Here is a 13,229-nt window from a genome sequence, read left to right as displayed (position 1 = left end):
GAATGTGGCGGACGCCTCGGCGCACATGCCGAACAAAAGGGCACCGCCCAGACAAAGTGACTTGCAGAACTTGTTCAAAACCCGCTGACCCTGGTCGTTGGCCGCTACCCGGAAGCCATCCCGAGGCAAGGCGTTACATCGAAGGAGGGGCATCCGGCCCGTCCCCGGGACGGACTGCCGAAACAGGCGCTGGGTTCACTTGGCTTCGCCAGCAGGCGACCAACGGACAGGTCCGCCCGGGCGCAGGTACAGCGAGCAGAGGGGAAGAATGGAGTGCGAGGGAGGCCACCGCAGGGCCGCTGCGTTGCAGCGCTTCAGACCTCGTCGAGAAAGCGCAGACCGGCCCCCTCGGTGTCCACACGCACCACCTCCATCTTCAACACCGGAGCGGGGAACGGCAGGTCCTGCACCTGGCCGGTCACTTCGGCACCGACGGTCAGGCTCGTCATGTCGGGGTGCTTCACATAGACACCGCTATCGGACAGGTCGCGGGTCTGTGCCACCAGCTCGCCGAAACTCGGGTGGCTGATCTTGATCCGGCACTTCATCGGGGTTCGTACCTGGTGACGCTGGTTCGACATGAGAACTCCAGGAGTGGAAAGGCGGTGCTGCCTTTAATAGCGCATTCCCGGGCCAAGGCCCAGCGGGTGGCGGAAAAAAGGCGCCATCAAGGCGCCTTGTCGATCTCGTCCCGCGGTCAGTACCACTTGGCCTCGCCGTCCGGACGCTTCTTGAAGCGCTTCATGCTCCACATGTACTGGCTCGGGTAGTTGCGTACGTAGCGCGACACCACTTCGCTCATCGCCGCCACGCCTTCTTCCACGTTCTCGCTGTACATGCCTTCGGGCGCCGCCTCGAGGATCACCTTGTAGCCGCTGCCATCGGGCAGGCGCAGCGCATGCAGGAATACACCCACCGCCTTGCCGCCGCTGAGCATGCCCGGGACAAACTTGCTGGTCAGCGCAGTGGTGCCGAGAAAGGGCACGAAAACGCCGGCGGAACGGCTCGGCTCCGGATCGGCCGGAATGCCCACGGCGCCGCCCTTGCGCACTTCCTTGATGACGCTGAGGATGCCTTCCTTGGTCGAGGGCGCCACGCGGTTGCCCATCTGCACGCGCTGCTGCTGCAGCAGCTCGTCGACGGCCTTGAGCTTGGGCGGACGGTAGAAAATGATCGGTTTACACTGGTTGCAGTAGAAGTGGTTGAGCACTTCCCAGTTGCCCAGGTGGCTGGTGATGCCCACCACGCCCTTGCCCGAGGCCAGCGCCTGCTGCAGCACCTCCAGGCCTTCCACTTCACGGATCAGCTTGAGCGATTTCTGCGCCGGCCAGATCCAGGCGCAGGCACTTTCGGTCAGGGTCTTGCCGATGTCCTTGAGGCTCTGCCCGACCAGACGATCCAGTTCGGCCTGGTTCAGCTCGGGAAAGCACTTGCTCAGGTTGATGCGCACCACGTCGCGCGAGCCGTTGGGCAACTTCCACATCAGCCAGCCGATGGCATTGCCCACCGCTTGCACGGCGCGCCAGGGCAGCAGGGCGAACAGACGGAGAAAGCCGACCACCAGCCGGCCTTTGAATGCTTCCACGAATGACTCCAGGGTTGCATGAAAAGCCGGCATTGTACCTGCCATGGTCAGATCACATAGCCCGGATGCGATCTATGGCCCCTGCCGCAGCCTTCAGGCAGTCGCCGCCGAACCGCTCAACTCGGGGTAACGGTCGCAGTCGGTGGTGTGGTCCATCACCATGCCCGTGGCCTGCATGAAGGCATAGCAGATGGTCGGGCCGACGAAGTTGAAGCCGGCCTTGCGCAACGCCTTGCTCATCGCCTCGGCCTCGGGCGTCACTGCCAGCATCTGGCTGCGGTCGCTGAAATGGTTGATCTTCGGCGCGCCGCCGACGAAGGACCAGAGCCAGCTCACCGGATCCTCCAGCTTCAGCCAGGCCTGGGCGTTCTGCCGCACGGCCTTGAGCTTGAGGCGGTTGCGGATGATGCCGGGCTCCTGCATCAGCGCCTCGATTTCCTCGTCGCTCAAACGCGCCAGGCGTTCGGGGTCGAAGCCATGCAGCACCTGGCGGTAGCGCTCGCGCTTCTTCAGCACGGTGATCCACGACAGCCCGGCCTGGGCGCCTTCGAGCAGCAGCATCTCGAACAGCTGGCGCGCATCGCGCTGCGGCACGCCCCATTCCTCGTCGTGGTAGGCCTGGTACAGCGGATCGTCGGTACACCAGAAGCAGCGGGGCATGGTCGGGGCCTCGGTCGGGATGAAGCGAAGACTATAACCAGGACTGGATATAAATACAGCTATTGGAATGGCAACATTCCCTGTAGGCGAATCTCTTCGCGATGCCGGGCGAATGGTTTGCCAAGCCATCGCCAATGGATTCGCTGCGCCCTCGGCCACGCTCTGTACCAGCCGCACCCTGCGGCCTGCGTCGAGTTTCGATATACTCCCCGGCTTTCCCTCGCAAGCCTCCACAGGTGATTTTTTCGTGAGCCAGAACAAGCCTGCCGTGCGCACCTTCCAGGACCTGATCCTGGCCCTGCAGAACTACTGGGCCGAGCAGGGCTGCGTGGTGCTGCAACCCTACGACATGGAAGTGGGCGCCGGCACCTTCCACACCGCCACCTTCCTGCGCGCCGTCGGCCCCGAGACCTGGAACGCCGCCTACGTGCAGCCGTCCCGCCGCCCGACCGACGGCCGCTACGGCGAAAACCCCAACCGCCTGCAGCACTATTACCAGTTCCAGGTGGTCTTGAAGCCCAACCCGGAGAACTTCCAGGAGCTGTACCTGGGTTCGCTGAAGGCCATCGGCCTCGACCCGGAAGTGCACGACATCCGCTTCGTCGAGGACAACTGGGAATCGCCCACACTCGGCGCCTGGGGCCTGGGCTGGGAAATCTGGCTCAACGGCATGGAAGTCACCCAGTTCACCTACTTCCAGCAGGTCGGTGGCATCGAGTGCTACCCGGTCACCGGCGAGATCACCTATGGCCTGGAGCGCCTGGCCATGTACCTGCAGGGCGTCGACTCGGTCTACGACCTGATCTGGACCGACGGCCCGTTCGGCACCGTGACCTACGGCGACGTGTTCCACCAGAACGAGGTGGAGCAGTCCACCTACAACTTCGAGCACGCCAACGTCGAGAAGCTGTTCGAGCTGTTCGATTTCTACGAGAGCGAAGCCAACCGCCTGATCGAGCTGGAGCTGCCGCTACCGACCTACGAAATGGTGCTCAAGGCCTCGCACACCTTCAACCTGCTCGACGCCCGCCGCGCCATTTCGGTGACCGCGCGCCAGCAGTACATCCTGCGCGTGCGCACCCTGGCCCGTGCGGTAGCGCAGAGCTACCTGCAGGCGCGCGCCAAGCTCGGCTTCCCCATGGCCACCCCCGAACTGCGTGACGAAGTACTGGCCAAGCTGGAGGCGCAAGCATGAGTGCGAAAGATTTCCTGGTCGAACTGGGCACCGAAGAGCTGCCACCGAAAGCCCTGAAGAGCCTCGGTGACGCTTTCCTCGCCGGTATCGAGAAAGGCCTCAAGGCCGCCGGCCTGAACTACGCCGCCAGCCGCGTATACGCCGCGCCGCGTCGCCTGGCCGTGCTGGTGGAACAGCTGGAAGAACAGCAGGCCGACCGCAGCATGAACCTCGACGGTCCGCCTATCCAGGCTGCCTTCGACGCCGACGGCAACCCGACCCAGGCCGCCCTGGGCTTTGCCCGCAAGTGCGGCGTGGACATCGCCGAGATCGACCGCAGCGGCGCGAAACTGCGTTTCGCCCAGCACATCCCCGGCCAGCCGGCAGTGAACCTGCTGCCGACCATCGTGCAGGACTCGCTGAACGACCTGCCGATTCCCAAGCGCATGCGCTGGGCCGCCCGTCGCGACGAGTTCGTGCGTCCGACCCAGTGGCTGGTGATGCTGTTCGGCGACGCCGTGGTCGACTGCGAGATCCTCGCGCAGAAGGCCGGTCGCGTCTCCCGCGGCCACCGCTTCCACGCCAACCGCGAGGTGCGCATCAGCAGCCCGGCCAGCTATGCCGAAGACCTGCGCAGCGCCTATGTGCTGGCCGACTTCGCCGAGCGCCGCGAGATCATCAGCCGCCGCGTCGACGAGCTGGCCGCCGCCGAGCAGGGCACGGCCATCGTGCCGCCGGCGCTGCTGGACGAAGTCACCGCCCTGGTGGAATGGCCGGTGCCGCTGGTCTGCTCGTTCGAGGAACGCTTCCTCGAAGTGCCGCAGGAGGCGCTGATCAGCACCATGCAGGACAACCAGAAGTACTTCTGCCTGCTCGATGCGGGCGGCAAGCTGCTGCCGCGCTTTATCACCGTGGCAAACATCGAAAGCAAGGACCCGGCGCAGATCGTCTCGGGCAACGAGAAAGTCGTGCGTCCGCGCCTGACCGACGCCGAGTTCTTCTTCAAGCAGGACAAGAAGCAGAAGCTCGAAGGCTTCAACCAGCGCCTGGCCAACGTGGTGTTCCAGGCCCAGCTCGGCTCGGTGTTCGACAAGGCCCAGCGGGTATCGGCGCTGGCCGGTTTCATCGCCCGCGAAGTCGGCGGCGACGAGGCGCGCGCCGCCCGTGCCGGCCTGCTGTCCAAGTGCGACCTGGCCACCGAGATGGTCGGCGAATTTCCCGAGATGCAGGGCATCGCCGGCTACTACTACGCGCTCAACGACGGTGAGCCGCAGGACGTCGCCCTGGCCCTGAACGAGCAGTACATGCCGCGCGGTGCCGGCGCCGAACTGCCGAGCACTCTGACCGGTGCCGCCGTGGCCGTGGCCGACAAGCTCGACACCCTGGTCGGCATCTTCGGCATCGGCATGCTGCCGACCGGCTCGAAGGACCCCTACGCCCTGCGTCGCGCCGCCCTCGGCGTGCTGCGCATCCTGATCGAGAAGGGCCTGGATCTGGACCTGGCCGCCGCGGTCGACTTCGCCGTCGCCCAGTACGCCGGCAAGGTCAAGAGCGACGGCCTGGCTGCCCAGGTGCTGGAGTTCATCTTCGACCGCCTGCGTGCACGCTACGAAGACGAGGGTATCGAAATAGCCGTGTATCAGGCGGTGCGCGCGGTCAACCCGACCTCGCCGCTGGACTTCGACCAGCGCGTGCAGGCCGTGCAGGCCTTCCGCAAGCTGCCGCAGGCCGAGGCCCTGGCCGCTGCCAACAAGCGCGTGTCGAACCTGCTGAGCAAGGCCGAAGGTGGCGTCGCCGCCCAGGTCGAGGCGCACTACTTCGACAACCCCAGCGAGTTCGCCCTGCACGCCGCCATCCAGCAGGCCGACCAGGCCGTACAGCCGCTGGCCGCCGCCCGCCAGTACAACGAGGCCCTGGCCAAGCTGGCCAGCCTGCGCGAGCCGGTGGACGCCTTCTTCGAGGCGGTGCTGGTCAACGCCGAGGATGCACGCGTGCGCGCCAACCGTTACGCCCTGCTGGCCCGTCTGCGCGGGCTGTTCCTCGGCGTGGCGGATATCTCGGTACTGGGCTGACGCCAGGCGCTGGCCGCGGCAGTTGTCGCGGCCAGCGTCGGTTTCCATTTCTGCTTCTGGCGTGGCTGCATGAAATTGCTGATCCTCGACCGCGACGGTGTCATCAACGAAGACTCCGACGCCTATATCAAGACGCTCGACGAGTGGATTCCGATTCCCTCGTCGATCACCGCCATCGCGCGCCTGTCGCAAGCGGGCTGGACGGTGGCCGTGGCCACCAACCAGTCCGGCATCGCCCGTGGCTATTACGACCTGGCGACCCTGGAGTCGATGCACGCGCGCCTGCGCGAACTGGTGGGCGAGCAGGGCGGCGAAGTCGGGCTGATCGTCTACTGCCCCCACGGGCCGGACGATGGCTGCGAGTGCCGCAAGCCCAAGGCGGGCATGCTCCGGCAGATTGCCGCGCACTACGGCACGGATCTGGCAGGAATCTGGTTCGTCGGCGACAGCAGCGGTGACCTGCAGGCCGCACTGGCCGTCGATTGTCAGCCCGTTCTGGTAAAGACTGGCAAGGGCGAACGTACCCTGGCCAAGCCGTTACCGCCGGGAACTCTGGTATTCGATGATCTGGCGGCGGTCGCCGATCAACTGCTCTCATAAGGTGCATGGCTTCATGGCGATATTGCAGGCTCTCAGAATCACGCTTTTCTACCTGCTGCTGTCGTCCAGTTCGTTCTTCTGGTGCCTGATCAGCCTGGTGGTCGCACCCTTCTTGCCGTTCCGCCAACGCTACCGTTTCGTCGTTCAGGCCTGGTGCAGCTGCGCCGTATGGCTGGCGAGGGTGATCGTCGGCATCCGCTACGAAGTGCGCGGCCTGGAGAACATCCCCGAACGTCCCTGCGTGATCCTCGCCAACCACCAGAGCACCTGGGAAACCTTCTTTCTTTCCTCCTACTTCGAACCCCTCAGCCAGGTGGTCAAACGCGAACTGCTGCGCGTGCCGTTCTTCGGCTGGGGCATGGCGCTGCTCAAGCCCATCGCCATCGACCGCAGCAACCCCAAGGCGGCGCTCAAGCAACTGGCCAAGCAGGGCGACGAGCGCCTCAAACAGGGCGCCTGGGTGCTGGTGTTCCCCGAAGGCACGCGCATTCCACCGGGGCAGATCGGCAAGTTCTCCCGCGGCGGTACGTCCCTGGCGGTGAATGCCGGCCTGCCGGTACTGCCCATCGCGCACAATGCCGGTGAGTTCTGGCCCAAGGCAGGCTGGGGCAAACGCCCGGGTACCATCCAGGTGATCATCGGCCAGCCGATGTACGCCGAGGGCGAAGGCCCGCGCGCCATCGCCGAACTCAACGAGCGCGCCTTCCAGTGGGTGTGCCGACAGCAGACCGAACTGCGTGGCGAGGAGCCGCAGCTCAGCCGTCTGGGCGAGCCGGTCTGAGCCTGTGGATAAGCTGTGCAGAAAATACAATCAAATTGCTATCACCCAACCTAGTCGACTGATTTTCCTGGCTAATCGACGACGCTAGGAAAATCCCCCGACTGGGTATAAGTTGCACGGACGCAGGTGGTATCGCACAAGCCTCGACAGACGCACAGTCGCGTGCGCCGCAATGGCTGAAGATTCGATCAAGAAAGGGAATTCGCTGCCATGCCTTCGATCTACCAGCTCAAACCCGCCTTCCAGAACCTGCTGCGCCCCGGCGTCGAACGCCTTTACGCGCGCGGCGTCACCGCCAACCAGGTGACCCTGGCCGCCGCCCTCGTCTCCGTGCTGCTCGGCGTTCTGCTCGCAGCCTTCAGCCACATCACCTGGCTGTTCGCCCTGATTCCCCTGTGGATGCTGCTGCGCATGGCGCTCAATGCCGTCGATGGCATGCTCGCGCGCGAGTTTGGCCAGCAGTCGAAGCTCGGCGCCTACCTCAACGAGCTGTGCGACGTAGTTGCCGACAGCGCGCTGTATCTGCCTTTCGCCCTGCTGCCCGGCGTCTCGCCGCTACTGGTGGTGACCGTGGTGCTGCTGGCGGTGATCAGCGAGTACGCCGGCGTGCTCGGCCCCATGATCGGCGCCTCCCGCCGCTATGACGGGCCCATGGGCAAGAGCGACCGCGCCTTCTGCTTCGGCGTGCTCGGCGCCGGCGTCGCCACGGGCCTGCTGCCTGCCTTGTGGATCAACCTGCTGCTGGCCCTGATCCTGGTCTTGCTGCTCTACACGCTCTACAACCGCGTTCGCCAGGGGTTGGCCGAAGCGGCCTGACCCATTCCAGGAATAAGGAGATTCCATGCGCCCCGTACAACTGCATACCTTCACCACCCATGACGGCGTCGAACTGAGCTATCGCCATTGGCCGGCAACCGTGCCGGCGGACGGCTCACGTCAGGCCGTGGTGCTGTTTCATCGTGGCCACGAGCACGGCGGGCGCATGGCTCACCTGGTGGACGAACTGGAGCTGCCGCACTGCGATTTCTTCGCCTGGGACGCCCGCGGCCATGGCCTGTCGCCCGGTGCGCGCGGCGACAGCCCGAGCTTCGCCACCAGCGTGCGCGACGTGCAGACCTTTATCGAGCATATCGGCAGCGCACACGGCATCGCCGAAGAGGACCTGGCGGTGGTGGCGCAAAGCGTCGGCGCGGTGATCGTCTCCACCTGGGCCCATGACTACGCGCCGAAGGTGCGCTGCCTGGTGCTCGCCTCGCCGGCCTTCAAGGTCAAGCTCTACGTGCCCTTCGCCCGGCCCGGCCTGAAGCTGCTGCACGCCTGGCGCGGCAACTTCTTCGTCAACAGCTACGTGAAGGCGCGCTTCCTTAGCCACGATCCCGAGCGCATCGCCTCCTTCGAGAACGACTCGCTGATCGCCCGGCCAATCTCGGTGACCATGCTGCTCGGCCTGTACGAGGCGGCCGAGCGCGTCGTCGCCGACGCCCAGGCGATCCAGGTGCCGACCCAGCTGCTGATCTCCGGCGCCGACTTCGTCGTCCACCGCAAACCGCAGGAGGACTTCTTCGAGCGTCTCGGCAGCCTGCGCAAGGAAAAGCACCTGCTGCCCGGCTTCTTCCACGACACCCTTGGCGAGCGCGACCGCGCCCATGCCCTGAGCCGCGCGCGGCGCTTCATCCTGCGCAACTTCGAGGAGCCGGTGACGCGCCCCTCGCTGCTCGATGCCGACCGCCTGGGCGCCACCTGCGCCGAGGCCGAGGAACTAGCCGCACCGCTGCCGAAAAATTCGCTGCGCGACCTCTACTGGCGTGCCACCCGAGCCGGCATGCGCCTGGGCAGCACGCTGTCGGCCGGGGTGAAGCTGGGCTTCGACACCGGCTTCGATTCCGGCAGCACCCTCGATTACGTCTACCGCAACCAACCCACCGGCAAGGGCGCGCTGGGCCGCCTGATCGATGCGAACTACCTGGATTCCATCGGCTGGCGCGGCATCCGCCAGCGCAAGCTGCACGCCGAGGAGCTGCTGCGCCTGGCCATGACCAGGCTGCGTGAGACGGGCAGGGCGGTGCGCATCGTCGATATCGCCGCCGGCCACGGCCGCTACATCCTCGAATCGCTGGAAGGCCAGACGCAGCGGCCAGACTCGATTCTGTTGCGCGACTACAGCGACATCAACGTGCGCGACGGCAATGCCCTGATCCAGCACAAGGGCCTGGACGACATCGCCCGCTTCGTCAAAGGCGATGCCTTCGACCGTGACGATCTCGCCGCGCTGGAGCCGAAACCGACCCTGGCAGTGGTCTCCGGCCTGTACGAGCTGTTCGGCAGCAACCAGATGGTCGGCGACTCGCTGGCCGGGCTGGCGGCGGCGGTCGAGGAGGGTGGTTACCTGGTCTACACCGGCCAGCCCTGGCACCCGCAGCTGGAGCTGATCGCCCGCGCCCTGACCAGCCACCGCGGCGGCCAGGCCTGGGTCATGCGCCGGCGCAGCCAGGCGGAGATGGATCAGCTGGTGGAAGCGGCGGGCTTTCGCAAGGTGGCGCAGCGCATCGACCAGTGGGGCATCTTCAGCGTAGCCCTGGCACAACGGGTGAAATGATGGACAACACGCGCGAACAGGGATTGTGGAAGCGCGGCGTACTCTGGCTGCTGTTGCTCGGCCCGCTGTTCTTCGCCAGCTACGGCTTCGCCAACTGGCTGACCGGGCAGCGCGATGATGTCGGCAGCCTGGTCTTCGCCTGGGAACCACAGATCCCGCTGTGGCCCTGGACCATCGTGCCGTACTGGTCGATCGACCTGCTCTATGGCCTGTCCTTCCTGTTGCCGGCCTGCCGCCGCGAGATGGATCGCCACGCCCTGCGCCTGCTCGCCGCGCAGGTGATCTGCGTCGCCTGCTTCCTGCTCTGGCCGCTGCGCTTCACCTTCGAGCGGCCGCCGCTGGACGGCACCTTCGGCCTGATGTTCGACGTGCTGATGGGCTTCGACAAACCCTTCAACCAGGCGCCGTCGCTGCATATCACCCTGCTGGTGATCATCTGGGCGATGTTCGCCAATCACACCCGCGGCCCGTTCTGGCGTGGCCTGCTGCACGGGTGGATGGCGCTGATCGGCATCTCCGTGCTGACCACCTGGCAGCATCACTTCATCGACCTGCCAACCGGGGCGCTGGCGGGCTTCTTCTGCCTGTGGCTGCTGCCGCTGCAGGGCGCTACGCCGCTTACGCAGATGCGCCTCACCAGCGATCCACGGCGTTGGCGCCTGGCGCTGCGCTATGGGCTTGGCGCAACGCTGTGCGCCGTGCTGGCCGTCAAGCTGGGCGGTGCCTGGCTATGGCTGTTCTGGCTGGCCGTTGCCCTGGCCATGGTCGCGCTCAACTACCTGCTGTTCGGCGCTGGCGGTTTCCAGAAGCAGGCCGACGGGCGCCTCAGCCCGGCCGCGACGGTGTTGCTCGCACCCTATCTGCTCGGCGCCTGGATCAATTCGCGGTTGTGGACGTTTCGCCAGCCGGCGCCCAGCCAGGTGGCAGAGGGCATTTACCTCGGCCGCCTGCCGGGCACGGGTGATCTCGATGGCTACGCCGCCGTGGTCGACCTGTGCGCCGAACTGCCGCTGCTGCGCACACCGAGCGCCTACTGCAGTCTGCCATCACTGGATCTGGTGGCGCCTGATGCGCTGACCTGCCAACGCGCCGCCGAGGCCATAGAAAACCTGCGCCACAAGGGCCCAGTGCTGGTGTGCTGTGCACTGGGCTACTCGCGCAGTGCCACCGCCGTGGCGGCCTGGCTGCTGCATAGCGGCCGCTGCCAGGACGTGGATGCGGCCGTGGCGCTGATCCGCCAGGCGCGGCCACAGGTCGTGCTCGGCCCGCAGCATCTGGCCGCGCTGCAATCCATGGCCGATGCACAACCGGGGTTGGAGGTCGCTCATGCAGGCTGATCTGCTGCTGGTCGCGGCACTGTTGCGACGTGGCCGTAGCCTCGATCATTGCTCCAGCGCGCTAAGCCTGGTCGCCGTGCTCTTCGGCCTGGCGCCTTGGCTGGGAGCACCGCCCAGCCTGATCCTGGCGCTGCTCTGCGCCGCGCTGCTGATCGCCGGCCTGGCCGAAAAGTACTGGGCGTTGCGCGTCGCGCTAGACGCCAAGCTGTTCCAACGCCTGGCTGAAGCCGGCGAACAGCTCGACAGCCAGACTCATGCGCTGGATCAGGCCCTACAGAATCTTGGCCTGCAAAATGCGCAACAGACTGGCCGCAGCTGGAGCCTTCGATCTCAGGGCGCACTCGACCTGCTGCGCAAACAGGCCCTATGCCTGTTGCTACAGATCGTCATCGTCGTACTCGGGTTCTTCATCGTTCTCGCTTAAGGAGTCGCCATGCTCGCCGCATTGACCGCTTTCGCCATCACCTCGGCAGCTCGCCTGCTGACCGGCGCACGAGCCCTTTGGCTCGGCAGTACCGCGCAGGCGACCCAGCGCCTGTACTACGCCAACCACAGCAGCCACGGCGACTTCGTCCTGCTCTGGGCCTCGCTGCCGCCGGAGCTGCGCAAACGCACCCGGCCGGTGGCCGGCGCCGACTACTGGCAGAAGCCGGGCGTGCGCAGCTTCCTGATCAATAACGTGTTCAACGGCGTGCTGGTCGACCGCGAACGCAAGGAGGCAGGCGTCAACCCGCTACAGGCGATGCTCGACGCGCTGGATGGCGGCGACTCACTGATCATCTTCCCCGAGGGCACGCGCAATCTTGGCGACGAGCCGTTGCTGCCCTTCAAGAGCGGCCTTTATCACCTGGCTCAGGCGCGCCCGGACGTGGAACTGGTGCCGGTGTGGATCGCCAACCTCAACCGGGTCATGCCCAAGGGCAGAGCGCTGCCACTGCCGCTGCTGTGCACCCTGAGCTTCGGCGCGGCACTGGAGCCCATCGAGGGGGAGGGCAAGGAGGCCTTCCTGGAACGCGCTCGTAACGCCCTGCTGGCACTGGCACCCGAGGAGGCCTGAGATGGATAACAACACTTTGCTGCTGTTCGCCGGTATCGGTGCCCTGTTGTTGCTGGCCAGCCTGGTCGGCTTCGTCCTCAAGCGGCGCAGTGGCGATCAACCCAACCCGGTGGTCGACAACCTCAACGCGCGGATCAATGCCTGGTGGGTGATGGTGCTGGTGATCGGCATCGCTTTCCTGTTTGGCAACAACGGCGTGATCCTGCTGTTCTACTTCGTCTCCTTCTATGCCCTGCGTGAGTTCATGACGCTGACGCCGACCCGGCGCAGCGATTACCCGGCGCTGGTGGCGGCCTTCTACTTCGCCCTGCCGATGCAGTACCTGCTGATCGCCTTCGGCTGGTACGGCCTGTTCGCCATCTTCATCCCGGTCTATCTGTTCCTGCTGCTGCCGATCCTGGCTTCGCTGGGCGGCGACACCACCCGCTACCTCGAGCGTGCGGCCAAGGTGCAGTGGGGCTTGATGATCGCCGTGTACTGCATCTCCTCGGTACCGGCCCTGCTGACCCTGGACATTCCCGGCTACGAGGGGCGCAACCTGCTGCTGATCGCCTGGCTGATCATCGTCGTGCAGCTCTCCGACGTGCTGCAGTACGTGTGCGGCAAGCTGTTCGGCAAGCACAAGATCGCCCCCAGCCTGTCGCCCTCGAAGACCGTGGAAGGCTTCGTCGGCGGCGTCGCCCTGGCCACGCTGATTGGCGGCCTGCTGTGCTGGATTACTCCCTTCGCCTTCTGGCAGGCAGCGCTCTTCGCCCTGCTGGTATGCCTGCTCGGCTTCGCCGGTGGCCTGGTGATGTCGGCGATCAAGCGCGACCGCGGGGTGAAGGACTGGGGCCATATGATCGAAGGCCATGGCGGCATGCTCGACCGCCTGGACTCCGTATGTTTCGCCGCACCGGTGTTCTTCCATATGGTGCGTTACTGGTGGGCCTAGGGAGGGCCCGCCGTTTTCGCAGGCAACAAAAAACCCGCCGAGGCGGGTTTTTTCATGACCTTCCGACATCCTGTCGTTTGCCTTCCTGGCGCGGTCTGTCTTCCTTGACTCGGGATATCCATTTCCCGGTACGTGTGCTTAGAGTAACCAAGCTTCGCAGACGAGGGCAGAAGCCCTTTGCGCCTCGGTTTGTAAGCCTTTTGCCATAGGGCAAAAAAAAAGAACCCCAGCACAAGGCCGGGGTTCGCTTTTGTACGGCGAGCGAATGGAGGTCGTCAAAGATAACCGACATTCCCCAACCCGCAAGCCTTGATTCTATCGTTGTCACTTCAAAGTTAAGCGGCATGCTTAATCAAAGTAAAACGGCAAAAACCTATGTTTCGTCAAAGTTAATCGACACATTACCTACAGAGGCGCCTGCCTGATAACTGGC

General features: G+C 65.2%; 13 protein-coding genes. 10 read left to right on the top strand and 3 right to left on the bottom strand.

Annotated elements, in window-relative coordinates:
* Nucleotides 1-314 precede the first annotated feature (314 nt).
* From L1F06_RS00190 to L1F06_RS00180, 3 genes are all read right to left on the bottom strand, one after another.
* Entirely contained in the window at nucleotides 315-581 is a 267-nt protein-coding gene (locus L1F06_RS00190; RefSeq protein ID WP_129483188.1) for a PilZ domain-containing protein, read from the bottom strand.
* Nucleotides 582-697: 116 nt separating this feature from the next.
* Complete coding sequence (locus L1F06_RS00185; RefSeq protein ID WP_230090088.1) at nucleotides 698-1,618, bottom strand: lysophospholipid acyltransferase; 921 nt, start codon at nucleotides 1,616-1,618, stop codon at nucleotides 698-700.
* 60 nt (nucleotides 1,619-1,678) lie between these two features.
* The gene (locus tag L1F06_RS00180) at nucleotides 1,679-2,245 is read right to left on the bottom strand and encodes a DNA-3-methyladenine glycosylase I (protein WP_011920372.1); all 567 of its coding nucleotides are present in this window, start codon (nucleotides 2,243-2,245) and stop codon (nucleotides 1,679-1,681) included.
* Nucleotides 2,246-2,492: 247 nt separating this feature from the next.
* Between L1F06_RS00180 and glyQ the strand changes: the two genes are divergently transcribed.
* The 10 genes from glyQ (at nucleotide 2,493) to L1F06_RS00130 (ending at nucleotide 12,796) form a co-directional block, all read left to right on the top strand.
* Complete coding sequence (gene glyQ, locus L1F06_RS00175) at nucleotides 2,493-3,440, top strand: glycine--tRNA ligase subunit alpha (RefSeq protein WP_003241960.1); 948 nt, start codon at nucleotides 2,493-2,495, stop codon at nucleotides 3,438-3,440.
* Entirely contained in the window at nucleotides 3,437-5,491 is a 2,055-nt protein-coding gene (gene glyS, locus L1F06_RS00170) for a glycine--tRNA ligase subunit beta (RefSeq protein WP_129484049.1), read from the top strand. The genes glyQ and glyS overlap by 4 nt, the downstream gene beginning before the upstream one ends.
* Nucleotides 5,492-5,560: 69 nt before the next feature.
* The gene (gmhB, locus tag L1F06_RS00165; protein ID WP_129484051.1) at nucleotides 5,561-6,091 is read left to right on the top strand and encodes a D-glycero-beta-D-manno-heptose 1,7-bisphosphate 7-phosphatase; all 531 of its coding nucleotides are present in this window, start codon (nucleotides 5,561-5,563) and stop codon (nucleotides 6,089-6,091) included.
* Nucleotides 6,092-6,104: 13 nt separating this feature from the next.
* Entirely contained in the window at nucleotides 6,105-6,872 is a 768-nt protein-coding gene (locus L1F06_RS00160; protein WP_096825020.1) for a lysophospholipid acyltransferase family protein, read from the top strand.
* Between the two features lie 210 nt (nucleotides 6,873-7,082).
* On the top strand, nucleotides 7,083-7,688 hold the full coding sequence (locus L1F06_RS00155) for a CDP-alcohol phosphatidyltransferase family protein (RefSeq protein ID WP_096825021.1): 606 nt from the start codon (nucleotides 7,083-7,085) through the stop codon (nucleotides 7,686-7,688).
* A gap of 25 nt (nucleotides 7,689-7,713) precedes the next feature.
* Nucleotides 7,714-9,468 carry a bifunctional alpha/beta hydrolase/class I SAM-dependent methyltransferase gene (locus tag L1F06_RS00150; protein ID WP_129484053.1) on the top strand — a complete coding sequence of 585 codons (1,755 nt, stop codon included), beginning with the start codon at nucleotides 7,714-7,716 and terminating at the stop codon, nucleotides 9,466-9,468.
* Nucleotides 9,468-10,805, top strand: a complete 1,338-nt coding sequence (locus L1F06_RS00145) for a phosphatase PAP2/dual specificity phosphatase family protein (RefSeq protein WP_177491336.1) — start codon at nucleotides 9,468-9,470, stop codon at nucleotides 10,803-10,805. Before L1F06_RS00150 ends, L1F06_RS00145 begins: the two co-directional genes overlap by 1 nt.
* Nucleotides 10,795-11,229 carry a hypothetical protein gene (locus L1F06_RS00140; RefSeq protein WP_129484054.1) on the top strand — a complete coding sequence of 145 codons (435 nt, stop codon included), beginning with the start codon at nucleotides 10,795-10,797 and terminating at the stop codon, nucleotides 11,227-11,229. The genes L1F06_RS00145 and L1F06_RS00140 overlap by 11 nt, the downstream gene beginning before the upstream one ends.
* A gap of 9 nt (nucleotides 11,230-11,238) precedes the next feature.
* Nucleotides 11,239-11,862 (top strand): lysophospholipid acyltransferase family protein, encoded by a 624-nt coding sequence (locus L1F06_RS00135; protein WP_129484056.1) that lies wholly within the window; start codon nucleotides 11,239-11,241, stop codon nucleotides 11,860-11,862.
* A gap of 1 nt (nucleotide 11,863) precedes the next feature.
* Nucleotides 11,864-12,796, top strand: coding sequence for a phosphatidate cytidylyltransferase (locus L1F06_RS00130; RefSeq protein WP_129484058.1), 933 nt, complete (start codon nucleotides 11,864-11,866; stop codon nucleotides 12,794-12,796).
* The last annotated feature ends 433 nt before the right edge of the window (nucleotides 12,797-13,229 follow it).

It is taken from the genome of Pseudomonas hydrolytica (assembly GCF_021495345.1).
In the GTDB taxonomy this organism is placed as follows: domain Bacteria; phylum Pseudomonadota; class Gammaproteobacteria; order Pseudomonadales; family Pseudomonadaceae; genus Aquipseudomonas; species Aquipseudomonas hydrolytica.
The sequence above is the reverse complement of the archived record's forward strand: the minus strand, read 5'-3'. Positions and strand labels throughout refer to the sequence as shown.